The sequence below is a fragment of the Pseudarthrobacter sp. NIBRBAC000502770 genome (assembly GCF_006517815.1).
Taxonomy (GTDB): Bacteria; Actinomycetota; Actinomycetes; order Actinomycetales; family Micrococcaceae; genus Arthrobacter; species Arthrobacter niigatensis.
Window position 1 is genome coordinate 3,192,212 of the sequence record NZ_CP041198.1, and the last position, 22,570, is coordinate 3,214,781.

General features: G+C 66.6%; 19 protein-coding genes and 1 pseudogene. 7 read left to right on the forward strand and 13 right to left on the reverse strand.

All coding sequences use genetic code 11. The annotated features are described in order from the left end of the window. Nucleotides 1-54: 54 nt before the first annotated feature. From NIBR502770_RS15350 to ilvD, 3 genes and pseudogenes are all read right to left on the reverse strand, one after another. Entirely contained in the window at nt 55-951 is an 897-nt protein-coding gene (locus NIBR502770_RS15350; RefSeq protein WP_141159284.1) for a DUF817 domain-containing protein, read from the reverse strand. Next, on the reverse strand, nt 944-1,762 hold the full coding sequence (locus tag NIBR502770_RS15355) for an oxygenase MpaB family protein (RefSeq protein ID WP_141159283.1): 819 nt from the start codon (nt 1,760-1,762) through the stop codon (nt 944-946). Before NIBR502770_RS15355 ends, NIBR502770_RS15350 begins: the two co-directional genes overlap by 8 nt. Before the next feature lie 121 nt (nt 1,763-1,883). Further along, nucleotides 1,884-3,742, reverse strand: a pseudogene (gene ilvD / locus NIBR502770_RS15360) (dihydroxy-acid dehydratase). Between the two features lie 85 nt (nt 3,743-3,827). Between ilvD and NIBR502770_RS15365 the strand changes: the two are divergent. Beyond that, nucleotides 3,828-4,661 carry a helix-turn-helix transcriptional regulator gene (locus tag NIBR502770_RS15365; RefSeq protein WP_141182505.1) on the forward strand — a complete coding sequence of 278 codons (834 nt, stop codon included), beginning with the start codon at nt 3,828-3,830 and terminating at the stop codon, nt 4,659-4,661. Here NIBR502770_RS15365 and NIBR502770_RS15370 read toward each other — a convergent pair. The 3 genes from NIBR502770_RS15370 to NIBR502770_RS15380 all read right to left on the reverse strand — a co-directional run bounded on the left by NIBR502770_RS15370 (nt 4,658) and on the right by NIBR502770_RS15380 (nt 8,600). Further along, on the reverse strand, nt 4,658-5,893 hold the full coding sequence (locus NIBR502770_RS15370; protein ID WP_141182506.1) for an amidohydrolase: 1,236 nt from the start codon (nt 5,891-5,893) through the stop codon (nt 4,658-4,660). The two genes, NIBR502770_RS15365 and NIBR502770_RS15370, sit on opposite strands and share 4 nt — an antisense overlap. Before the next feature lie 135 nt (nt 5,894-6,028). Further along, the gene (locus tag NIBR502770_RS15375; RefSeq protein WP_141182507.1) at nt 6,029-6,976 is read right to left on the reverse strand and encodes a polysaccharide deacetylase; all 948 of its coding nucleotides are present in this window, start codon (nt 6,974-6,976) and stop codon (nt 6,029-6,031) included. A 55-nt stretch (nt 6,977-7,031) separates the two neighbouring features. Then, complete coding sequence (locus NIBR502770_RS15380; RefSeq protein ID WP_141159278.1) at nt 7,032-8,600, reverse strand: cytosine permease; 1,569 nt, start codon at nt 8,598-8,600, stop codon at nt 7,032-7,034. A 107-nt stretch (nt 8,601-8,707) separates the two neighbouring features. Here NIBR502770_RS15380 and NIBR502770_RS15385 point away from each other — a divergent pair, with 107 nt between their 5' ends. Then, the gene (locus NIBR502770_RS15385; RefSeq protein WP_141182508.1) at nt 8,708-10,309 is read left to right on the forward strand and encodes a PucR family transcriptional regulator; all 1,602 of its coding nucleotides are present in this window, start codon (nt 8,708-8,710) and stop codon (nt 10,307-10,309) included. 42 nt (nt 10,310-10,351) lie between these two features. Here the strand turns inward: NIBR502770_RS15385 and NIBR502770_RS15390 are convergent, their stop codons facing one another. From NIBR502770_RS15390 to NIBR502770_RS15400, 3 genes are all read right to left on the reverse strand, one after another. Beyond that, complete coding sequence (locus NIBR502770_RS15390; RefSeq protein WP_141159276.1) at nt 10,352-11,188, reverse strand: IclR family transcriptional regulator; 837 nt, start codon at nt 11,186-11,188, stop codon at nt 10,352-10,354. 73 nt (nt 11,189-11,261) lie between these two features. Further along, entirely contained in the window at nt 11,262-12,518 is a 1,257-nt protein-coding gene (locus tag NIBR502770_RS15395) for an aminopeptidase P family protein (RefSeq protein ID WP_141182509.1), read from the reverse strand. A gap of 106 nt (nt 12,519-12,624) precedes the next feature. Then, nucleotides 12,625-13,995, reverse strand: coding sequence for an MFS transporter (locus NIBR502770_RS15400; protein WP_141159274.1), 1,371 nt, complete (start codon nt 13,993-13,995; stop codon nt 12,625-12,627). A gap of 347 nt (nt 13,996-14,342) precedes the next feature. Between NIBR502770_RS15400 and NIBR502770_RS15405 the strand changes: the two genes are divergently transcribed. The 4 genes from NIBR502770_RS15405 (at nt 14,343) to NIBR502770_RS21250 (ending at nt 18,366) form a co-directional block, all read left to right on the forward strand. Next, the gene (locus NIBR502770_RS15405; RefSeq protein ID WP_141182510.1) at nt 14,343-14,822 is read left to right on the forward strand and encodes a hypothetical protein; all 480 of its coding nucleotides are present in this window, start codon (nt 14,343-14,345) and stop codon (nt 14,820-14,822) included. Continuing rightward, on the forward strand, nt 14,819-16,570 hold the full coding sequence (locus NIBR502770_RS15410) for a DUF5671 domain-containing protein (RefSeq protein WP_141182511.1): 1,752 nt from the start codon (nt 14,819-14,821) through the stop codon (nt 16,568-16,570). The genes NIBR502770_RS15405 and NIBR502770_RS15410 overlap by 4 nt, the downstream gene beginning before the upstream one ends. A 50-nt stretch (nt 16,571-16,620) precedes the next feature. Continuing rightward, nucleotides 16,621-18,069, forward strand: a complete 1,449-nt coding sequence (locus NIBR502770_RS15415; RefSeq protein WP_246857296.1) for a hypothetical protein — start codon at nt 16,621-16,623, stop codon at nt 18,067-18,069. A 132-nt stretch (nt 18,070-18,201) separates the two neighbouring features. Beyond that, nucleotides 18,202-18,366 (forward strand): hypothetical protein, encoded by a 165-nt coding sequence (locus NIBR502770_RS21250; RefSeq protein ID WP_168223183.1) that lies wholly within the window; start codon nt 18,202-18,204, stop codon nt 18,364-18,366. A 19-nt stretch (nt 18,367-18,385) separates the two neighbouring features. Here NIBR502770_RS21250 and NIBR502770_RS15420 read toward each other — a convergent pair whose 3' ends face one another. The 4 genes from NIBR502770_RS15420 to NIBR502770_RS15435 form a co-directional block, all read right to left on the reverse strand. Next, complete coding sequence (locus NIBR502770_RS15420) at nt 18,386-18,634, reverse strand: hypothetical protein (protein WP_141182512.1); 249 nt, start codon at nt 18,632-18,634, stop codon at nt 18,386-18,388. A gap of 65 nt (nt 18,635-18,699) precedes the next feature. Beyond that, nucleotides 18,700-20,634: an ATP-binding protein gene (locus NIBR502770_RS15425; protein WP_141182513.1), complete on the reverse strand. Its 1,935-nt coding sequence runs from the start codon at nt 20,632-20,634 to the stop codon at nt 18,700-18,702. 91 nt (nt 20,635-20,725) lie between these two features. Continuing rightward, the gene (locus NIBR502770_RS15430) at nt 20,726-21,133 is read right to left on the reverse strand and encodes an SRPBCC domain-containing protein (protein ID WP_141182514.1); all 408 of its coding nucleotides are present in this window, start codon (nt 21,131-21,133) and stop codon (nt 20,726-20,728) included. Next, entirely contained in the window at nt 21,126-21,443 is a 318-nt protein-coding gene (locus NIBR502770_RS15435) for a helix-turn-helix transcriptional regulator (protein WP_141159268.1), read from the reverse strand. The genes NIBR502770_RS15430 and NIBR502770_RS15435 overlap by 8 nt, the downstream gene beginning before the upstream one ends. A gap of 163 nt (nt 21,444-21,606) precedes the next feature. On the opposite strand from NIBR502770_RS15435, the gene NIBR502770_RS15440 reads away from it, so the two are divergent. Then, nucleotides 21,607-22,563: a zinc-binding dehydrogenase gene (locus tag NIBR502770_RS15440; protein ID WP_141182515.1), complete on the forward strand. Its 957-nt coding sequence runs from the start codon at nt 21,607-21,609 to the stop codon at nt 22,561-22,563. Nucleotides 22,564-22,570: the final 7 nt, after the last annotated feature.

Here is a 22,570-nt window from a genome sequence, read left to right on the forward strand (position 1 = left end):
TGCCGTCGAAGCCCTAGCGAGGGCCCTGCTGAACCGGGTTTTGCCAGTACCCCTTTAGCGCAGCCCAGCGGGGCGCCGGACCTCCCGGCGTGGGGCGTTCTCCGGTTCCGGCGGCCGCGGCTTGTAGACCCAGGCCACCAGCACCACGGAAATGATCATCAGCAGGAACCAGGCCACGAGTTTTTCCAGGCCCACCGGGTGCCAGCCGTCCACCTGGCTGGGGTAGAGCCACGCGCCGGACCACGTGGCGATGTTCTCGGCCAGCCAGATGAACAGCGCCACCAGCAGGAAGGACACCACCAGTGGCATGCGGAACTCCCGCCGGAAGACGCGGAAGTGCATCACGCACCGGCCGAAGATGAGCACGACGGCGGCGAGCAGCACCCAGCGAAGGTCCCACAAGTAGTGGTGGGTGAAGAAGTTGGCGTAGATGGCGGCGGCGAGGACCGCGGTGAGCCAGCGGCGCGGGTAGGCAGCGAAGCGAAGGTCGAACAGCCGGTAGACGCGCACCATGTACGAGCCCACGGCGGCATACATGAATCCGCTGAAGAGCGGCACGGCCCCGATGCGCAGGACGCCTTCGGCCCCGTAGGACCACGAACCCATATCGGTTTTGAACAGCTCCATCACCGTGCCCACCAGGTGGAACAGGACGATCACCCGCAGTTCCCGCAGCGTTTCCAGCTTGAACGCCACCATCAGGATTTGGATCACGACGGCGGCGACGGTCAGGAAGTCGTTGCGTGCCAGCCCTGTACCGTCCGGGTACCAGAGCCTGGCCGCCATCAGCACGGCCAGGAGTGCGGCGCCGAAAATGCAGGCCCAGCCCTGTTTGAGTCCGAAAACAATGAATTCAGTGAGTTTGGCCCTGGCGCCATTGGCGGGGGCCGTGGCCAGGAAGCGGTGGGCGCGTTCATCGATCCGCCGCTCCAACGGTGTGGGACTACGCACGGATGCCTTGGTGTTGTGCCGCCTGCGGGCTACGGCGGAGGTCCTTTTCCAGTTCGGCCAGGCAGTAGTCCTTGAACCAGTGCCTGATTCGCAACGGCAGCATGGGGTAGGCCACCGCAAGGATGCGCCAGGTCCGGTCGTAGCGGCGCTGGTGGAGATCGCTCCAGGCGAGCCCAAAGTCCTTGCGCAGCTGCTCCGGAAGGAGCCCCGCGGTAAGGAACCGCGCGGACGGCATGATGGCCCGGTACCAAAGGGCAGTGTGCTTGGGAAACAGCAGTCCGCGGCCCACGCGCACGCCCTCTTCCTCGGCGTGGAGGGTGGATACCTGATCTTCCCAGTAGCGGCCGAAGGCTGCCCGGTCCTTCGGCCACATGTGCGGCGGAAGCTGCAGCGCGGTGCCGATCCGTGCGTAGTCCTGGTACATCGCGTCGGCGGCAGCGTCGTCGAGCGGGCCGTGAATCTTCTCGATGATGGTCAGCGCTGTGTCGTAAAGCGTGGCTGCCACCCAGAGCTGAAGTACCGGGTCGAAGGCGTTGTAGCCTGCGGACGACCCATCCTCCGGACGGCGTACCGGAACGTGGGCACGGTTGACCCGGCGCCGGACTTCCTTGACCTGCTCCTCGGTTCCGTACACCACGGCGTACACGTAGGTGAGCGTGCCCTTAAGCCGGTTGACGGGGCGTTCGGTGAACGTGCTGTGCGCCGCCACCCCACGGCCGATCGCAGGGTTGGCCAGCTGCAGCAGGATGGCCCGTCCTGCCCCGGCGAGCAGGATGCCTTCTGCCCGGTAATCGGCGGTTCCCTGCACCATGGGAAAAGGCTACCGGAGTGCTGCCGCAGCGGGACGGGGACTTTTGGCCCGTCGTCGTGGGTGCCGCATGCCGGGGGAGGAGGCCGGAGGACCCGACCTCCTCCCCCGGCCGGTGCGGACCTTACCGCTCCAGCAGGGACACGTCCCGGACAGCGCCCTTGTCCGCGGAGGTGGCCATCGCGGCGTATGCGCGCAGTGCAGCGGACACCTGCCGGTCCCGGTCCTTGGGCTTGTAGCCGCCGTTGACCAGCAGCTTCTCGCGGCGCTCGGCCAGGAGTTCATCGGATACCTCCAGCTGCAGCGAGCGCTGGCTGATGTTGATGCTGATGATGTCGCCGTCCTCCACCAGGGCGATGGCGCCTCCGGACGCTGCCTCAGGGGAGATGTGTCCGATGGACAAGCCGGAGGTGCCCCCGGAGAAGCGGCCGTCCGTGATGAGGGCGCACTTCTTGCCCAGGCCGCGGCCCTTGAGGAACGACGTCGGGTACAGCATTTCCTGCATGCCCGGACCACCCTTGGGGCCTTCGTAGCGGATCACCACCACATCGCCTTCCTTGATGGACTTGTTCAGGATCTTTTCGACGGCCTCGTCCTGGGACTCGCACACCACGGCGGGCCCGGAGAACGTCCAGATGGACTCGTCCACGCCGGCAGTCTTCACCACCGCGCCGTCCACTGCGACGTTGCCGCGGAGCACGGCCAGGCCGCCGTCCTTGGAGTACGCGTGTTCCACCGAGCGGATGCAGCCTTCTGCGGCGTCGGTGTCCAGGGAGGTCCACTCGTTCGACTGGGAGAACGCGGTGGAGGAGCGCACGCCGCCGGGAGCGGCGTGCCACAGCGCCTTGGCTTCCTCGGTGGCCTTGCCGCCGCGGATGTCCCAGTCATCCAGCCAGCCGTCCAGGTCGGCGGAATGCACGGAGTGGACGTCCTTGTGCAGGAGGCCGCCGCGGTTCAGCTCGCCCAGCAGGGCGGGGATGCCGCCGGCGCGGTGCACATCCTCCATGTAGTAGGTCTTGTCCTTGGCCACGTTCGGGCCACCTTGGCCAGGCAGGGCACCTGGCGGGACTTGGCATCCATCTCGGCCAGGCCGTAGTCCACGCCGGCCTCCTGGGCGGCGGCCAGCAGGTGCAGGATGGTGTTGGTGGAGCCGCCCATGGAGATGTCCAGCGCCATGGCGTTATCGAAAGCCTTGGCAGTGGCGATGGAACGGGGCAGCACGGACTCGTCGCCGCCGTCGTAATAGCGCTTGACGAGCTCGACGACGGTGGCGCCGGCTTTCTCGTACAGCGCCTTGCGGGCGGTGTGGGTGGCCAGCACGGAGCCGTTGCCCGGCAGCGACAGGCCGATGGCTTCGGTGAGGCAGTTCATGGAGTTGGCGGTGAACATGCCGGAGCAGGAACCGCAGGTGGGGCAGGCGTTCTCTTCGATGAGGTTGATGTCGGCATCGGAGATGGACTCATCCACGGCGTCGGCGATCGCGTTCACCAGGTCCAGCGAGCGAACGGAACCGTCGGTCAGGGTCACGCGGCCGGCCTCCATGGGGCCGCCGGAGACAAAGACCACCGGGATGTTCAGGCGCAGGGCTGCCATCAGCATGCCGGGGGTGATCTTGTCGCAGTTGGAAATGCACACCAGGGCGTCGGCACAGTGGGCGTTGACCATGTACTCCACGGAGTCGGCGATCAGGTCGCGGGACGGCAGCGAGTAGAGCATGCCGCTGTGGCCCATGGCGATGCCGTCATCCACGGCAATGGTGTTGAACTCGCGGGGCACGGCGCCGGCGGCGAGGATCGCGTCGGAGACGATCCGGCCCACCGGGGCCAGGTGGGTGTGGCCGGGGACGAACTCGGTAAAGGAGTTGGCCACGGCGATGATGGGCTTGCCGATGTCGGAGTTGGCAACGCCGGAGGCGCGCAGCAGTGCGCGGGCTCCGGCCATGTTGCGGCCGTGGGTGACTGTTTTTGAGCGAAGTGCAGGCATGCTTACCATCCTGCTGGTTCGGCGCTCCCGGCGGAAGACAGCCCTGCTACTAGTAGTGGGAGTACCAGAGTAATAGTATTTGGGAGTGAACAATCCCGGACGGCGCAAGGAACTGGGCCTCTTCCTGCGGGCCAGGCGCGACCAGGCGCTGCGGGCTGACTACGGCCTGCCGCCCGTCGGCCGCACCCGTGAGCGGGGGCTCCGCCGCGAGGAAGTGGCGTTCCTTTCCGGCGTCAGCGTCACCTGGTACACGTGGCTGGAGCAAGGGCGGGACATTAGCCCTTCCCGGCAGGTTTTGGAGGCCATCAGCCGTGCGCTGCATTTGTCCAGCACCGGCCTGGGCTACGTACTGTCGCTGGGCGGCTATGCCACCGCGGCGCCCGCCGGGCCGGCAGCCGATACCGCGCCGCCCCACATCCAGCGCCTCCTGGACGCCCTCGATCCCAATCCATCCTTCGCGTTGTTTCCGGACTGGGGCGTGGCCGGGTGGAACACGGCTTACGCGGCGTTGTATCCCAATATCGCCAAGGTGCCGGCGGCAGACCGGAATCTGTTGTGGCTGGTGTTCACCGACCCGTATGTCAGGAACCTCCTGCCGGACTGGGAGACCACCAGCAAGCGGTTCCTGGCCGAGTTCCGGGCCGAAACCGGGCAGCGGCTGGGCGATCCGGACATCCAGTACCAGGTGGAACGGCTCAAGGAAGCGAGCCCGGAGTTCCGGCAGGGCTGGGACCTTTACGACATCCTGGGTTTCGAGTCCCGCGAGCGTCTGTTCCACCACCCCGCCGTGGGTGTGCTCCAGCTGGAACACCACCAGGTGTCGCCATCGGACCGGCCGGACCTGCACATCGTGGTTTATACGCCGGCCCCGGGCAGCGGCGCCGCGGCGCAGATGAAGTCGCTCCTGGCAGCAGCCTAACCGGGCGGCACTGCGAGGTAGGCGAGCGCGGCCGCCGCCTGGGCCCGCGTTGCCACGGCGAGGGTGGGGTCGACGGCAGGGAGGAACGACGGCGAGTGGTTGGCCGGGATATCGGCGTCCACCGTGCCGTTCGCCACCGCCCGCCGGTAGGTTTCCGGCGGCACGGAGCCCACCACCCAGTACACGTACGGAATTCCGAAGGCGTCGGGGATCCGGCTGAAATCCTCGGACGCTGTCTGCGGGGCAGTCTGGTAGACGGCATCCGCGCCGAAGGCCTGCGTGAATGCGGCGGCCACCCGGGCGTTGGCTTCCGGATCGTTGCTGGTCAGCGGGTACTGGTCGTAGTACTCGAACTCCGGCTCCTGGGGCGAGCCCGCAGCTGCACACTCACCTCGAACGATCCGCTCGATCGCAGCCATGATGACGGCACGCAAATCCACGTCGTAGGTGCGGAGGTTGAGCAGCAGCTCGGCCCGGTCCGGGATGATGTTCGCCGTGGCGCCCGCCCGCAGGGAGCCGACGGTCAGCACGGCGAACTTCCCCGGCATGGTTTCTCGGGACACGACGGTCTGGAGGCGGAGGACGATCGAGGCGGCGAGCACCACCGGATCAACCGCCTTGTGCGGCATCGAGCCGTGGGCACCCCGGCCGTGGACGGTGATCCGGACTGAATCACCTGCCGAGAGGATGGGACCCGGCGTAGTGCCGATGGTTCCCGCCTCGGTGGGCATGACGTGCTGGGCCAGCGCCACGTCCGGCCGCGGGATCCCGGCGGCCAGGCCGTCGTCGAGCATTGCCTGCGAGCCCGCCGCCGTTTCCTCCGCCGGCTGGAAGAGGGCGGTGTAGGTTCCCCGCCAGGCATCCCGATGGTCGGCGAGGTACTTGGCCGCCCCGAGCAGGGCCACCACATGCATGTCGTGCCCGCAGGCGTGCATTACCCCCGCGTTGGCGGAGGCGTAGCTCGCGCCTGTTGCCTCCGTGACCGGAAGCGCGTCCATGTCCGCCCGGGCCAGGACACCAGGGCCGGTCCCGTTGGCAAGCACACCCACCACGCCGGTACCGCCAAAGTGCCGGACATCGAAGCCCCAGGCGGCCAGCTTCTCCGCAACTGCTGCGGAGGTCTGGTGTTCGGCGAGGCCGAGTTCCGGATTCCGGTGCAGCTGTTCATAGAACGGGACCTGCCAGTCCAGCTCCTGCCCGATGCCTTCCGCAGTGTTGTTGGCCAGTTCCATGTGAAGTCTCCTTCCGGCCGGCGCTGCCAGCCCTCCCGGCCACATTAGGCAGCACCGGTGGATGGTGTCCATGGGCAACTAAAAGCGGCCAGCGGCGGGTAATCCCGCTGCCGGCCGCTTCCCTTGCCACGGACGCTAGGCCAGCACCCCCTGCCGCACGACGGCCGGCTTGAACTGTGCACCCGCGCCCGGGAATACCGGCACCTCGATCCGTGCGTGTGTGTGGACCTCGGTGACCGTGGCCTTTGTGTGCCGGGCAATGTCCTCCATGGTGGTCACCCACATGCCGTCCATAGCCTTTACCCGCTCCATCAGCTGCTCCAGCGCGACGGCCTTGGAGGGGCGGCCGGAAATGAAGGGGTGGTTGGTGAGGACGAAGCAGCTGCCCTGGGAATGGTGGGCTTCGGCTTCGAGCGTCCACATTTCCAGGACCTTCGCCGGGCTCTCGATCACGCCACTGCCGGTGACTCCGGGGTAGAACGCGTACTGCTCCCAGTCGTCAAGGGTCCAGTCCACAGGAATCTCCACGATGTCCCGGGGATCGTCCGCGGCGACGGCGAAGCGGTAGGGGGCGTCGCCGTCGAGCAGGCTCGAATCGTAGAGGAAGCCGCGGTCCGCCAGGAGGCCCGGAGAGTGCCAGTTGAGCTCCCACCAGGGCGCCCGGTAGCCCACGGGCCGGACACCTGCGACTTTGGCCAGCGCCTCCAGGCCGCGGTCGATGTAGCTGGCCTCGGTGGCGGCGTCGATGCCCTGCATGGGCTCGTGCAGGTAGCCGTGGTGGGCCACCTCGTGGCCGCCGTCAACAATCTGCCGGACCACGTCGGGGTAGGACTCGGCGGTGAAACCGGGGATGAAGAAGGTGGCCTGGATTTCCTGGCGGGCCAGGATGGCGAGCAGCCTCGGAACCGCGATCTTGGGGCCATAGGACTGGTGGCTCATAAGCGACATGCGCCGGGTGCTGGTGGGATCGTGGGCGATCGTGCAGGACTCGGCGTCCACATCGAAGGTGAAGGACGCTGCGGCCTTGAAGCCTTCGGGCCAGGTGATGGGGTGCAGGGGGTCCGCGATGGCGGGCTGGTTCACGGGAAATCCTTTCGGCGGGCGCTGGGCGCCCGCCTGGTTCTACGGGATGGTGAGCTTAGAGGGCGGGAAGGACGGGCGTGCTTTCCGCGCCTTTGCTCTCTGCTTCCGGAGCGGCTGCGGCGTCAGGGGCGGCTTCCGCCTGCTGCGTGGTGCGCGGCTCGAGGGCGAGGTAGCGGATGTGCTGGCGCGGGCCGAGGATGGCGTACACCCCGGCGCTGGTCAGGCCGCCGGCCAGCCAGGACAGGTCCCAGCCGCCCAGGGCCACGGCGATGGGGCCCTGCATGATGGGGATCAGGCCGTACATGAACAGCCACGTTGCGAAGATCCCGGCCACGAGGGAGATGACGCCGGCGAAGTTGACCACCGGCAGCCGCTTCGTGCCGACGCCGTCGAACAGCCGGTCGGTTCCGCCCGGCCAGCGCTTCTCCAGCCAGAAGTAGTGCACCAGCATGATTCCGCCCCAGGCGGCCACCCAGGCCACCAGGCCGATCAGCCAGGCGTCGAGTACTGCGGCGAAGTCCTCCTGGAAGATGAAGAAGACGACGGCGGCGAGCGAGAAGACGCCGACGAACAGGTTGAGCTTGCGGCGGCTGATGGAGATGTCCAGGGCCTGGGTGGCCACTGAGAACGTGTAGATGTTCAGGATATTGGTGGCAATGGGGCCGTGGAGCACCATCAGCAGTACTGGCAGCGCCATGGCGCCGAAGTTCAGAACGATCAGCTTGCCGGGGTCGATCTCGCCGCTGTTGGTGGCGAGGCTTGCACCCAGGACGCCGAGCCACACCACGGGGATGAACTGTCCCAGTACCGAAGCGAGGTAGACCTTTTTCTTGGGGACGCTGGTGCTGACGAACCGGGAGTAGTCCGCGGCGTAGGTGAACCAGGTGATGCCCCAGCCGATGCCGATGGCGGTCATGACGGCACTCATGGCGGCGATGCGCTCGGAGCCTTCCAGGACGGCGCCGGCAGGACCGGCGTAGCTCCAGTCAATGTCCATACCGAACCACGCCACCGCGGACATGACGGCCAGGATGAGGATGGTGGGCGGTACGGTCCATTTTTCAAAGGCGGCAATCGCCTTGTAGCCGAACCAGGCGATGGCCACCTGGAGCGCCATGATGAAGGTGGCGACGCCGATCTTCCAGGCATAGTTGGGGGCGTCCGGGTCAACCCAGCCGAGGGTTCCGAAAAGTGCCATGACCAGGTCCAGGATGATCCAGGTGTTTACTGCGCACCAGCCGATCACGAGCAGGGCCTGGATGGCGGCCGGCAGGTAGTTGCCGCGCCGGCCGAATGCCGCCCGGGCCAGGACCATGCCGGTGGCTCCGGTCTTCTGGCCCAGGAGGACGAAGCAGCCAAAGAGCAGCATGCCGATGAGGTTGCCCAGCACCAGGACGGTGATGGTGTCCGCCAACCCGAGTCCCAGCTGGATCCCGAGTGCCCCCAGCACCCAGTTGATGGGTGCCAGGTTGGCGCCGGCCCAGATCCAGAACTGGCCGGATACCTTGCGTGTGCGTGCTGATTCGGGGATGGGCTGCAGCCAGGCTTCGTGGTCCACGGCGTTGTGGTCCTCTGTGGCCTGGGCAGGTTGGCCGTGCGTGGCTGTTGAAAGCTTTTCTTGCATGGGGGCCTCCGTGAGGTGAATAAGTACAAACAAGGCTATGTGGCCCTCATCACAACCAACAAGATACAATGTGTCGAACAAATCCTCCTCCTACGTTACGGACTGTCGTGTCAGTGTTTCTCGGCGAAATACTCGCCCACCCCGCCCTTGCCGCCGCAGATCCAGTGGTCCACCCGGAAGGGGTCATGGCCGACGGGCAGCCGGTCCGCTGGGTGCACTCCAGTGAAGTGCTGGACATCGCTCCCCTGCTGCGCGGCGGTGAACTGCTGCTCTGCGGCGGGATCACCCTGGCCACCGCCACCCCGGCCAAACGCGGGGATTACGTCCGCGAACTGGCGCAGCGGGGCGTCGCAGCCCTGGCCATCGAGACCGGTGGCGCGCTGCCGGAAATCCCTGCCGACATGCTTCAGAAGGCTGAGGAGTACGGCCTCCCCGTGGTGGAACTGCGGAAGGTGGTGCCGTTCGTCGGCGTCATGCAGGCCATCAATTCCATGCTGGTCAGCGAGTCCGTGGGGCACCTGCAACAGGCAGATGCCGCGACGCGCGCCATGGCCGCCGAACTTGCCCACGGCGCGGCACTGGACAAGATCCTCGGCGTACTGGCCGGCATCACCGCGTCAGCCGTAAAACTCACTTCCCCGTGGGGCGTCACCATGGGTAGCGCGGTCCCGGACGGCTGGAACGACGGGGCGGACGCGGATGCCGGCGAAGGAACAGAGGACGACGACGGCATCGCACCGGGCGGGCACGGCGGCTTCTACGCGGTGGCCGACGGAACGGTGATCACCGTGGACATCCCCGTGCGCGGGGTCCTGATGGGGCGGCTGGAGGTACATGTGCCCGGCGCTGCGGACGCGGCCCTTGCCCAGGTGGCCGGAGAGCGGGCCGTGGACATCCTGGGCCTGGCACTCCTGCAGCACACACCCCCGGGGCTGCATGCCCTGGCAGGTGCCGAACTGATGCGCGCCGTGCTCAATGCCGCGCCGGAGTGGCGCCTGGAGCAGCTGGCCCCCGGCGCGGGTTTCCCCACGGACTCCCCCGCCGTGGTGGCAGCCATCCATGCGGCGGCACCTCAGGAGCTGCGCGGCGCCGTCGAAAATTTCCTAAGCGCGCAGCGGATCCCGTGCGCCGCATACCTGGACGACACCGAACTGGTGGTGATGATCGGGCTGCCATGCACGGAAACTGCCGGCGAGCGGCGGCAGCTCCTGGAATCCTTGAAGGACCTGGAGGGTGACCACGATGCCGTGATCGCCGTGGGGCCGCTGGCCGGCGGGGTGGCGGAGGCGGCCTGGTCACTGGCGGAAGCGCGGCGCGCCCTGGAGGTACGGCAGATCCAGCGCAGGAACGCATCGGCGCGCAGGCGGCACCCGGCACGCGGCCTGGTGGTGCTGGACGCCCAGGACACCGCCGTGGAAAGCCTGGCCCTGACATGCCTGGATGCCTCATCCCGGGAGGCGTTCATCAACAGGCAGTTGCGGGCGGTCCTGGAACACGATGCGCTGCGCCAGTCCCAGCTGCTCGAGACCCTGCAGGTGTGGCTGGACTCCGGCTGCAACACCGCGCAGTCGGCGCGCGAACTGCACCTTGAGCGGCAGTCGATGCACCACCGGCTGCAGCGGATTTTCGATCTCTGCGGCGGCGATCCGCGAGGCACCGGGCGGCTGGCGGCCCTGCATCTGGCGGCGCGGATGGCCGGGCTGCCCTGAGCTGGAACCGGCGCCGGGGATGGACTGCGCCCGCCGGCCGCCTCAGCTGGCCGGCCGGCCACCCAGCCGCGTGGTCACCTTGGCGGCGGCGGCCACGCAGGCCTCGCCCAGGCTCTCGAACTGCTCCTTGGACACCCTGAACCGCGGCGCTGGAATCAGGACGGCCGCCACCACGTCGCCGCGGTGGTCCCGGACAGGCGCGGCCACGCCCACTTCGTCCATGGACGATTCGCCGTAGTTCCCCGCCCATCCCCGCTGCCCAACCTCCTGGAGCCGGGCCTCGTAGGCCGCCAGGCCGTCGTCGTCCAGCCCCGGGAATGTGATGGTGCCGCTCTTCAGCAACTCCCGCACCCGCTCGCCGGGAAGGGTGGACAGGAAAACTTGGACGGAAGCGCTCATGGCGTCACGGTAGCGGGCACCCAGCGGGGTGGTGTGCTTGATCTGGTGGTGGCTGGCGATCTGCTCCACGCAGATGGCTTCGTCTCCGTTCCAGAGCATGAGGGCGCTGGTCTCTCCGGTCTGCTCGGTCAGCTGCCGCAGGACGGGATAGGCCACGCGGCGCTCCTCCATCTCGGCCAGCAGTGGACCGGCGACGGCAATGAGCCCCAGGCCCAACCTGAACCGCTTGGTTTCCGGGTCGCGTTCCACCAGGTTTTCCTGCTCGAACGTGGCCAGGATCCGGGAGACGCTGCTCTTGTGCATGCCCACGCGGTTGGCGATTTCCGTTACGCCCAGCAGGGGTTCGTCGGCGGTGAAGGTGCGCAGGACGGCGATGGCGTTGACGACGACGGAGGCGCCTTTGGCATCAGTCCCGCCATTGGTGCCGGCTCCGCTGGCGCTGGTGTCGGAGGTTTGTGCAGGAGTCATGGTGGAGACCATCTTTCCCTATCGTTGGCGGCAGACGCCGAAAGCGGCGCCGTGAAACACGGCGCCGCTTCGGCTGTTCAGTGGGTTATGCCTCGATGATGTTCTTCTCCGGGCCGAACGGGAACTTGGTGATGTTCTCCACGGAGTTGTCCTCGCCGATGACCAGGATGTCGTGCTCGCGGTAGCCGCCGGCTCCGGGCTGGCCGTCAGCCACGGTGATCATGGGCTCCATGGAGACCACCATGCCTGGCTCCAGGACGGTATCGATGTCCTCGCGCAGCTCCAGGCCGGCTTCACGGCCGTAGTAGTGGCTGAGGACGCCGAAGGAGTGGCCGTAGCCGAAGGTGCGGTTGGCCAGCAGCCCGTTGCTGATGTAGATCTCGTTCAGTTCGGCGGCGATGTCCTTGCACACGGCGCCGGGCTTGATGAGTTCCAGGCCGCGCTTGTGGACCTCGACGTTGATGTTCCACAGCTCCAGGGAGCGTTCGTCCGGCTGGCCCAGGAAGAGGGTGCGCTCCAGGGCGGTGTAGTAACCGGAGGTCATGGGGAAGCAGTTGAGCGAGAGGATGTCGCCCTGCTGCAGCTTGCGGGTGGTGGCCCAGTTGTGGGCGCCGTCGGTGTTGATGCCGGACTGGAACCATACCCAGGTGTCGCGGACTTCCCGGTCCGGGAAGGTCTTGGCGATCTCGTGGACCATGGCTTCGGTGCCGATCAGGGCAACTTCGTACTCGGAGATGCCTTCACGGATGGCGTTGCGGATGGCTTCGCCGCCGAGGTCGCCGATGCGGGCACCGTGCTTGATGACTTCGATTTCCTCGGCGGACTTGATCATGCGCTGGCGCATGGCGTCCTGGGAGACGTCCAGCAGCTGGGCGCCGGGGAAGGCGGCGGCGATCTTCTCGCGGGTCAGGCCCGGGAGGAAGTCGTCCTCGACACCCAGCCGCGTGGCTTTGACGCCGCGCTGGCGCAGGGCTTCCTGGAGGCCGAAGAAGAAGTTGTCGCGGCGCCAGTCGGTGTAGACGATGTTCTCGCCGTAGGAGGTGCGCCACGGCATGCCGGCGTCGATGTTGGCGGTAACGGTGACCGAGTCGTCGGCGGTGACGACCAGTGCGTAGTTGCGGCCGAACGTGGTGTACAGGAAGTCGGAGTAGTACTTGATGCCGTGGTAGCTGGTGAGGATGACCGCATCCAGCTCCTTGGCGGCCATGATCTTGCGGAGGCCGCCGAGGCGGCGCTCGAATTCCGCGTCGGAGAACGTGAGCTTGCCCTTGGTGCCGTTGTGCAGGACCTTGAGGCGCTCGAGTTCGGCGATGGAGGAGGCGTTGTCGGCAGTGATAGTCACGGGTGGTGCCTTTCTAGTGGGTGCCAGCTGCTGTTGGTGCAGCTGGTGTTGGTGTGCGTAGTGAGGTTGGTCTGTGTACCCGGATGGGTTGCGGGCCCCTGGTTGGTCAGAGGTGCTTGAGGGGTTTCCGCGAGGTTTCGGCGGCAAACAGCACGGCCGTGAGGGACACGGCAGCTGCGGCCACGAGATACCAGCCGGGTGCCAGCTTGCTCTGCGTCAAGCCGATGAGCAGGGTGGCCATGAATGGTGCAGTGCCGCCGAACAGCGCGTTGGAAAGGTTGAAGCTGACGGCGAAGCCGCTGTACCGGACTTTGGTGGGGAAGAGTTCAGCCAGGAAGCTGGGCAGCGTTCCGTCGTTCAGGGTGAGCATGCCGCCCAGCAGGATCTGGACCAGGACAATCACCAGGAAGTTGCCGGTGTCCAGCAGCATGAAGGCCGGAACAGTCAGGAGCATGAACAGTACGGAAGCCGTGATCAGCATGCGCTTGCGACCGAACCGGTCCGAGGCGAGACCGGTCAGGAAGATGAAACCGATGTAGCTGGCGAGGGCGATGGTTGTCGCCAGGAAGGACTCAGTGGGACCGAAGCCCAGTTCCTCAGACAGGTAGGTGGGCATGTAGCTGAGGATGACGTAGAAACCGACGGCGTTGAGCAGCACGGCACCGCACGCGATCACCAGCTGTTTGCGGTAGGTCCGGAACATGTCGAGCGCAGGGGCCTTGGGAGCGGATTCCTCCTGGTCGGCCAGTGCACGGAAGGCCGGGGTGTCCTCCAGCTTGGTGCGGATGTAGCGCCCGATCAGTCCCATCGGGGCGGCCAGCAGGAACGGCAACCGCCATCCCCACTCGTGCAGTTGGTCGGTGCTGAGTACCGAGCTGAGGAGCGCCGCGATCAGTGAGCCGAGGAGCAAGCCTGCGGCGGTGCTGGCAGGCACGACGGCGGCATAGAGACCGCGACGGTTGGCCGGGGCATATTCCACCAGGAAGGCTGATGCTCCGGCGTATTCGCCGGCTGCCGAGAAGCCTTGGACCACACGGACCAGCAGGAGCAGGACCGGGGCCAGCATGCCGATGGTTCCGTAGCCGGGAATGAGGGCGATGCAGAACGTGGAGACGGACATGATGACGATCGAGAGGGAGAGTGCCTTGCGCCTGCCCAGCTTGTCGCCGATGTGGCCCCAGAAGAAGCCGCCCAGGGGACGGACGAAGAAGGAGATCGCGAAGACGGCAAAGGTGGCCAGCAGCGCGGTCTGCCGGTCCGCTTCGGGGAAGAACACCGACGAGATGACGGCTGCGAGGTAGCCGTACACGGCGTAGTCGAACCACTCGACAAAGTTGCCGATGAAGCTCGCCGTGACCACCCGGCGTCGAACGCTCTTACCGGCGACGGCGTTGTCCATGCCGCCGCCAGCCCCGGCGGGAGCGTTGGCGTCAGCGGCAACCACTCCTGCCCGGGGTGAGTTTTGTTGGGTACTCATAAAACCACCAATGATGTTGGAGTTGCATTCCTTGCAACCTGGTTGTTTCAAGATAGGCCGTGATGTGAAGCACAGTCAAGGGGTATACGCAGCATTATTTTAGGAAGCTCTTCGTTGCTCCTTGCCCTGGTCCGCAGGGCACGCCTCTCCATCAGGAAAACTCCGCGTTGCATTCAAAACAACACTGTTGCCTCATGCAGCCTGCCTTCACGACCGGAACGCGGCTTCGCGGGAATGACCGGTCCTTGAGCCGCTGCACTTACCGCTTCGCCGGAATCTGCCCAGACACGTCAAAGGCGGGCCCAAAGACTCGGGCGGAACGGCCTGCCCTGCCCCATACTTGCGTCATGGACGACACTGCCAGGGACCGCACTGCGCGAAGACCGGACCGGATCCTGCTCACCCTGGTAGGCGTTGTGGTTGTCCTGGTGGTGGTGGCCCTGGCGGTGGTCTTCACCCGCGGCGAGCCTGCACCCTTGGATGGGGAAAGCCCCGCCGGAGTGGTCCAGCGGTACAGCAAGGCAGTAATCGACGGCGACAGCACCACGGCCCAGTCCTACCTCACGGACGCTGCCAAGAGCCGGTGCCGCGGCGCCTACTACGGCGAGCCGGCGCCCGCCCGCGTTGTCCTGGTCGCGACGACGGAACGCCCCGATTCAGCCACCGTGAAAGTTTCGATTGTCCGGTCGTCCCAAGGCGGACCCTTCGGGCCTTCGGAGTATGAGATGGAGGACTCCTTCGCGCTGCTCAAGGTGGCCGGGACATGGAAGATTGACCAGCCGCCGTATCCCCTGATGGCCTGCACCGACGTACCGGTGAAGCAATGACGGACCCGGCAGCCCCGGTGGTCGCCGCTCCCTCGAGCGGCCTGGCAACCCTCCGCCGGCTGATCATGTACGTCCTGTTGTTTGCCCTGGTGCTGATCTCGGCATCCGGTCTCCAGGGACTCCTCGAGCGGCTCTTCCGGACCGCATCCACCCTGGTGTCCGGTGATGTCGCAGGACTGGCCCTGTCCCTTGCCTTCACCCTGATCGGTGGCCCGCTCGCACTGCTGCTGTGGTGGTTTGTGTGGAGGCGCCTGGACGACGAATCCGAACGCAGGGCGCCCGGGTGGGGCCTCTACCTGACCGGGATGTATGCGGTCTCGCTGATCATCAGCACCACGTCGCTGCTGAACCTTGCCACCTCCTTCCTTGACACGCAGGAGAGCCAGTGGCCGTCGCCGCTGGCCAACGGCATCGTGTGGTCAGCCATTTGGTGGTGGCACCGGTGGATGTGGAGGCACCCCCGCAAACCGTCATCGCATCTCGAGGACGTCCGGGCCGTCGTCGGCTCCGTGTTTGGACTCCTCCTTGGCGCCGGCGCCGCCATTGCAGCGCTGGGCAGCCTGCTGGACGTGGCAATCCGCGGTTTCGCGGCAGCGGCTTCCTTTGAGCCGTGGTGGCTGCCCATCCTGAGGTCCGTGGTGTGGGCTGCGGGCGGTGCGGCGGTGTGGTGGTGGCACTGGTTCCGGGATGGGGGCAGACGCTTCCAGACGGGACTGGTGGACGTCACCATCATTGCCGTGGGCATCTTCGTCGCCGGCATCACGGCGCTGGGTGGCCTGGGCGTCATCCTGTTTGTCCTCCTGCGGCTGGCGTTTGACCGGAGCGACCCCCTGGGCAACCTGCTCGAACCGCTCGCCCCGGCCATCGCAGCCGCAGCCATAGGCGCCCTGGTGTGGCGCTACCACCGCACCGCTTCCGTCGCGCGTTCCACCCGCACACGCCGGGCCAGCCTCCTGGTGACGTCCGCCGTGGCGCTTGCCGCGGCGGCGTCCGGCATCGGCGTCGTGGTCAACGCGCTGCTTGCCACAGCCGTGTCTCCGCTCGCCGGCGGGGCTACCCGCACGCTGCTCCTGGGCGGCCTGAGTTCCCTGCTGGTTGGGGCGCCGGTCTGGTGGCTGGCATGGAAACCGAGGCACCAGCCGGAAACCGCTGCGGACATTCCGCCCGGCCGGCGCGTCTACCTGGTGGCATTCTTCGGCGTCAGTGCCGTGGTGGCCCTCATCACGCTGCTGGTGATTGGCTACCGGCTCTTCGAATTCCTGCTGGGCGACGTCACCGGCGGAGGCCTCCTGGACCGCATCCGCGCACCCCTGGGCCTCCTGGTGGCAGCCGGGCTCGTGGCCGGCTACCACTTCGCGCTGTGGCGTCATGACCGGGTCCTGTTCGCCGCCGCGGCGCCCGCGCACAAGCACATGATCGAGCGGATCACACTCGTCAGCGGCTATCCACCCGGTTCCCCGGATTCCCAGGCATTGGCACGCGGCATCGCTGACGCCACGGGAGGTGCCAAGGTGGCCACCTGGCTGAGGGCGGACGACGGCGGCGCGGCAGTTCCGCCGTCGTCCACCCCCGCTCCGGGGGTTGGGGAGGCCGTGCGACTGGTGGCAGCGGCCCTGGAGGGCGTCACGGCCCAGCACGTCCTGGTGATTGCGGGGCCGGACGACCGGCTGGAAGTGATTCCAATTGCTGCCGTCGGAAGCACTCCTGGCCTTGGGAGCACGGTGACTGACCGGGTCCTCCGGCCCTAGCGGGTCCGGCCGCCGGTCCCTAGCGTAGGAGCTGGCAAAGGAGGCCGGACATGGCTGCAGGGGGAAGCGCGAAGCCCGGCAGTGGTGCACCGGGACGAAGCAGCAGCCGCCGGGCCGGTGCCCTCGCCGCAGTCCTGCTCGCGTTGGCCGGGTGTTCCCCAGGCGGCACCCCTCCGGCCAGCAGCCCGCCAGCTCCTTCCCCCGCCTCCAGTTCCGCAACAGCGACCGCCACAGGGTCAGGGTCCGGCCCCTTCTCGGATGCGGAGCTCGCAGCCATCATCAACGGGGTGGGCAAGAGCCGCAACCTGCCTTACCCAGCAGGTGAGGATTCAACCCGCCTGCGCTCGGGCGCCGCCAGCGGGTCCTTCCCGCAAGCCCAGACGGTTACCACGCCGGGAGACTGCATAGCCCTGGTTCCCCAGGACCCGTTCACCCGCTGGGCAGACAAGGACATCTTTTTTGCGGAGGGCGGCATGCCTCCGGCAGGTGGTGAGTCCGGACCCACCACCACCATCTGGATCCTCCTCAGGAGCGCGGACCAGGCCGCAATCGCCGCCGCCGATTTCGGCTATGCGGATGACGTGTTGCAGCGCTGCAACCAGTTCGACCTTGCTTATACGGAGGCGGGCAGGACCTCCACCTCTGCCGTCCAGTTACTGGGCGCACCTTCCATCGGCGATAAACAGCACGCGTTTACCCAGGTCACCAAGCCCAAGGGGCCGGGAGACTTCGGCACCGTCGGGTTACGCGTCCTGCACGGCACCCTGTCCATCACCCTGACCCTTGCCGTTGCCGCACTGAATTCGGAGGCCGATGCCAAGCCGGCCCTGGATTCGATGGCGGAACTGGCGAAGGAGCTCATCAACGAAGCGGGCAAGCCCCAAGCACCAGCGGCACCAAGCGCTCCAAACTCACTCACGCCTGACCAGATGGTGGCGCTGTTCAAGGGGATGACCGGGCCGGCCGGGGAACCGGTACGCCTGCCACAGGCAACCGTGCTCGAGCCGCCTCGTGGCTCAACTCCCACCATTACGTCGCAGCCGCCCGCCACCCAATGCGTTTTCGACGACCAGGCGTACTTCGCGTCATTGGCCGGCTCTGTATACGGGCAGGGTCAGATCCAGGGGGCCGCGAAGATGGACAACGCCGACTTCAAAGTCATCAGCATGCCCTCGGCCGCGATCCCGCCCTATCCTTTCGACAGTCGATCCGAACGCCTCCGCGGCTGCGCGACTGTGCAGGAAATCTCGGTGGAAGGCGGCGGCCGCACCTGGTCTACGGTTTCCACCCTGGCTACCACGATTTCCGCTGACGCCAGCTACGCTGTGGCCTACCAGCTCAGCGACGGCACAGGCGCCTGGCAGGTGCGGTGCGGGGCGCGCAGGGGAACATTCTCCATCGAGGCTTCCAGCACCGTATCGTCGCAGCCAGACACCCAGGCTAAAGCCGATTCCCTATCCGCCATTTTCACCGCTGTTTTGGCACGCGCAGGACAGTAAATGTGCCGCCGGCCCTCCCCGCCGGCAGCCTTCCTCAAGATTTGCGCAGTTTATCCGGCTGCTGGATTAACTCTCTTCCCCTGGCATCCGGCGGTGCCTAGTGTGGGCACACACGCGTTACTAGGGGGATAAGTGAACAGCTCAGTTGAAGGTCTTCAAGACGCCACCAACCAGGATCCGCAGCAGGTCGCAGCGGCAGATCCGCTGGATGTCCAGCACAGGGTGGCGGAATGGACGTCGGACTGCCTTCTGACCCTGCCCAGTCCCGTCCGGTTCACCCGCGCAGACTGGCCCTAGCCGCCCAGCGTCCGGGGCGCTAGCTGGACGCGTCCCGCTCGATTTCTTCAGCCAGGTCGTCCACTTCTTCGGGGCGGGCGTCAATGCCCGCGTCCTCGAACCGCTCCTGCAGGACGTGCGCTACGTCGTCCTGGACCTGGCCCAGCTGGATGTCATGGCGGACGTCATCGGCTATGCTCTCGGGTGTCTCGGCATGCGCTGGCCCGGCTAAGATGCCGTCATTGCCGTCGAAGGGATCGTTGGCGCCGCCCGCTCCGGAATCAGTCATAATCCAGGGTTACCCTTTCGAAGCCGCTGGTAAACGCCCGGCCCCGACGGTCCTGCCAACTGGCCTCAGCCCAGGAAGGTGCGGTGTACCTCGCTGCCGTAGCGGCCAATGATGGCCCGTTTGGCGTTCCGGAACGCTTCGAGGTCACCTCCCTGGCCACGCTGATCCACGCTGCGCCGTGCCAGCTCATCCGAGATAACGTCAAGGAAGAGCTCGGCGAGCAGGAGCCGGGCGGAGTCGCGGAACCGCCCCCGGCCGTCGACGTAGAGCTGGACCGTGGGGGCTGCGGTGTTGATGATGACCTTCCGCTCCGCTTCGGAATACACGGCACGGTCCGTAGTGTTGTGGAGGTTCCTGAAGTCGTAGCCGGTAAAAAGGTCCACGCCGTGGTCCCGGCTCGCGCGGTGGGCCTGGCGGCGCGGGGCCGGCAATGTTCCGGCGGCCCCGCGGTGCGGCGGCTGGTCTGCGGTGCGGCGGGAAGCGTGGTCGGCGATGACCACCTCGCAGAGCGCCCAGTAGCTCCCCGCCCGTGCGGTAATCTGCCCCTGGTCCCCGGCCTGCTCCCCCGCCGCAGTCCACTCAAGCCGTAAAGTCTCCGCGAGCGCGCCGACCGGAACAGGTGCAGGCAGCGGGTCCAGCCGGATCGTGGACGGCAGGTCCAGATCGAACTCCAACATTTCCCCCCGGGGCAGCTGGTGTGGATCCAGCAGCAGGGCTACATGGAACGGATGCACGGGCGGACGGTAGTAGAAGGGCGTTGTGAACCGCAGCGCCGCCGGCAGTGGCGCCGCCGGTAGCTCCGCGCCGTTCCCATTCCGGCCCTCAGGTGCTGTTTCCAGGCCCAGGTCCCGGACGGCGGCCTCACTCATATGCTGCAGCAGGTGTTCGATCATCCCGGCCGTCCGGCCCGAGGTGGTGGCACGTTCCAAATGGGTGAGTTTTTCCTTTTCCGCCTGGACGGGTGCCGCGATCATCCGGCTTACCGCGTGCGAGAATGCTGCAACGAACGGGTCCTTGGTGTTCAGGCCCTCACGCTCGTCACTGATGATGGCTACACCCCTGCCCAGCATGTCGGTCAGCGCCGGGCACCGGACCATTCCAAAGAGGTATTCGGTGCCCACCTGGTTCTCGAACTCGAACATCTGGCAGTCGAGCACGGCCATGCCGGACTCCACCACCAGACCGGCGGTGCGCTCGTCGCCCTTCAGTGTCAGCTCGACACCCTCGGCCCGCTTCAGCGTGACGGTGAACGCATACTCGGTTCCGCCGACACTGAAGCTGCCGGGCGCATCAGGGCCAACCAGTGTTGCCGCCGGCGGCTCCCGGAAGCGGATGATGTCGCTGCCGTCGTCCCCGTTTCCGGGGTGTCCGTGCAGCAGTTCCACCGTGCGCCGGTCCAGCACTTCCCGCAGGTAGATGTTGTCCGCGAGGAGTTGAAGCAGCGTTGACTGCTGCGTGATGGTGGCGTGCGGGTTGTCGACGACGATGGTGACCTTGGTGCCGCTGCCACCGCCGGGTATCCCGAGCCGGGCGTAGTCCGCGGGGAATGCCTGCCTGTCAGCGCCGTCGTCATCATACAAGTAGCCGCCATTGCTGCTGCGGAAGATATCGATCCGGGTAAACCGGCCGGCGTGGATGGTTTCGATCCAGCCGTGGCCCAGGCCGAAGATGGCCTGCTTGAGTCCGCGGCCGAAGTAGCCGCGGCCTGCGCCCTCGCCGCGCGCCAGCGGGCTGTGGGCGCCGCCGTAGCTGAGGATGCGGCCGGCTTGCTGGAAGGACATGCCCTCCGCCTGGTCACTGACCGTCAGCACCGCTCCGGAGTGGTGCCGCTCGTAGCCGACCAGGATCCTGCCCGTCACGTTGCCGCCCGCTCTTTCCACCCGCGCGTAACTGTCGTCGCTGTTCGTGATGAGCTCCACGAGCGCCTTCTCAACAGAGGCGAAGCGCCGGGAATCGATCCCGATCACGCGCTGGTCCACCTGGATCTGGGCAACCGTCATGGGTGCTTCCTTCGCTCAACATCCAAAGCTGATTCCCGGCCCTAAGCACAACGGCGGCCCGGCTACGTGGAGCGTAGCAGGAGGCTGGGAGTCAGGACACCCCGGCAAGGACCCCATCGATACGGGCCAGCAGGCCGGGCCAGCCGTTGCCCATGCCTTCGATGGCGTGGCGTCCCATAGGAGTGTCGAGCTGGAACCCGGCGTGCTCGAAGTGGAGGATGGTGCCGCCGTCCACCGGCTCAAGGCGCCAGGTGATGGTGGTATCCAGCTGGCCTTCGGAGAAGAGGAAGCTGATGGACGCGCCGGGGTCAACGGTGAGGACTTCACACTGCTGCCGGCCCCAGGCGTCCATGTCCATGGTGAAACGGTGGCCGACCACGGGTGCGATGTTGCCCTGGGCCCACCAACGGGCCAGGAGTTCCGGTGTCGTCAGCGCGGCCCACACAGCAGCGGCGGGGTGGGGGTAGTGGCGTTCAAGCCTGATGGCATTTTCAGTCATTTGGTTTCTCCTCGTCCAGAAGGTCTGCCAGGGCGTCCAGCCGCTGGTTCCAGTAGTGCTCGAAGTGCTTCACCCAGCCGCCGATCTCGGCGAGGCGGGCAGGCTGCAGGTGGTACACCCTGTTCCGTCCCTGCCGTTCCTCACGGACCAGCCCTGCGTCCCGGAGCACGGCCAAGTGTTCGGATGCCGCCGGACGGCTAAGGTCCAGCAGGCCGGTAAGTTCGCCGGCCGTCCTGGACCCTTGTCGCAGTTCGTCGAGGATGACGCGCCGCGCCGGGTTGGATACGGCGGCGAAAACATCGGGAAACACCACCCCAGTATATGTCGGAAATATCCGACGCATAATGCCCGGGAACCAAGTGTGCGGCATGTTCCCCGCATCACATCCGGGGCTACGCTCGGCCAAAACAGGCGTAGGCTGTAATTACATGCATATGCATGAACTTATCCAACGGATCCGAAGGAGATGCCCCATGAAGGCATGGCAGTTCACCGGCACCAACAACCCCCTTACGCTGAACGAAGTGGCTGAACCCAGTGCAGGTCCGGGCCAGGTAGTGGTCAGCGTCAAGGCCGCCGGGGTGTGCCACTCCGACGTCACCGCCATCGACGACGCCGGTTGGATGCCGCTGTTCCCCGAGCCCCCGCGGACCATGGGTCACGAAAATGCGGGCGTCATCACCGAAGTGGGCGCTGGCATGGAGCACTGGAAGGTCGGCGACCGGGTTGGCCTCTCCCCCGTCATGAAGGACGGCGATGCGTTGGGTTATGGCAAGTGGGACGGCGGCTTCGGGCCCCAACTCCTCGCCACCGACGACAACCTGGTGAAGCTGCCGGACGAGGTCTCCTTCGAGTTGGGCGCGATGGCCACCGACGCAGGGCTGACCGCCTACCACGCGATCATGGCCGTGGGCGGGGCGAAACCGGGCATGAAGGTAGGCGTGATTGGCCTGGGCGGCCTGGGCTACATCGGCGCCCGGGTGGCAGCACTGTCAGGTGCGGAGGTCTATGGCGCCGAGGTAAACCCCGAGACGCAAAAGCTCGCCGGTGAGATCGGCCTCGCCGGAGTGGCCGAGTCCATTACGGCGTTCAAGGACAAGAACCTGGACCTCATCGTGGACTACGCCGGGTTCGGCACCACCACCTCCGCCGCACTCGAGACCCTCGCCGAGTTCGGCACGCTGGTCCAGGTGGGCATGGGACGCCTCGAAGCGACCATCAACACCTACCCGCTGATCATCAACCAGCTGTCCATCAAGGGATCCAAGTCGGGCACCAAGGAAGACCTCGAAAACCTTTATGCCCTCATGAAGTCCGGCCAGCTGAACCCGCCGATGAACCTCATCAAGCAGGCGGATATCCCCGGCGCCATCGACAAGCTGCGCAAGGGCGGCGTAGTGGGCCGTTTCATCGCGGTCTACGAGGACTAAGTCCGCC

Bases quoted from the DNA above. Each gene is read 5' to 3' on its own strand.
- NIBR502770_RS15430 (WP_141182514.1), bottom strand. From the start codon at position 21,133: ATGACTGAAAATGCCATCAGGCTTGAACGCCACTACCCCCACCCCGCC.
- NIBR502770_RS15390 (WP_141159276.1), bottom strand. From the start codon at position 11,188: ATGGTCTCCACCATGACTCCTGCACAAACCTCCGACACCAGCGCCAGC.
- NIBR502770_RS15355 (WP_141159283.1), bottom strand. From the start codon at position 1,762: ATGGTGCAGGGAACCGCCGATTACCGGGCAGAAGGCATCCTGCTCGCC.
- NIBR502770_RS15400 (WP_141159274.1), bottom strand. From the start codon at position 13,995: ATGAGTACCCAACAAAACTCACCCCGGGCAGGAGTGGTTGCCGCTGAC.
- NIBR502770_RS15440 (WP_141182515.1), top strand. From the start codon at position 21,607: ATGAAGGCATGGCAGTTCACCGGCACCAACAACCCCCTTACGCTGAAC.
- NIBR502770_RS15370 (WP_141182506.1), bottom strand. From the start codon at position 5,893: ATGGAACTGGCCAACAACACTGCGGAAGGCATCGGGCAGGAGCTGGAC.
- NIBR502770_RS15405 (WP_141182510.1), top strand. From the start codon at position 14,343: ATGGACGACACTGCCAGGGACCGCACTGCGCGAAGACCGGACCGGATC.
- NIBR502770_RS15380 (WP_141159278.1), bottom strand. From the start codon at position 8,600: ATGCAAGAAAAGCTTTCAACAGCCACGCACGGCCAACCTGCCCAGGCC.
- NIBR502770_RS15425 (WP_141182513.1), bottom strand. From the start codon at position 20,634: ATGACGGTTGCCCAGATCCAGGTGGACCAGCGCGTGATCGGGATCGAT.
- NIBR502770_RS15410 (WP_141182511.1), top strand. From the start codon at position 14,819: ATGACGGACCCGGCAGCCCCGGTGGTCGCCGCTCCCTCGAGCGGCCTG.
- NIBR502770_RS15420 (WP_141182512.1), bottom strand. From the start codon at position 18,634: ATGACTGATTCCGGAGCGGGCGGCGCCAACGATCCCTTCGACGGCAAT.
- NIBR502770_RS15415 (WP_246857296.1), top strand. From the start codon at position 16,621: ATGGCTGCAGGGGGAAGCGCGAAGCCCGGCAGTGGTGCACCGGGACGA.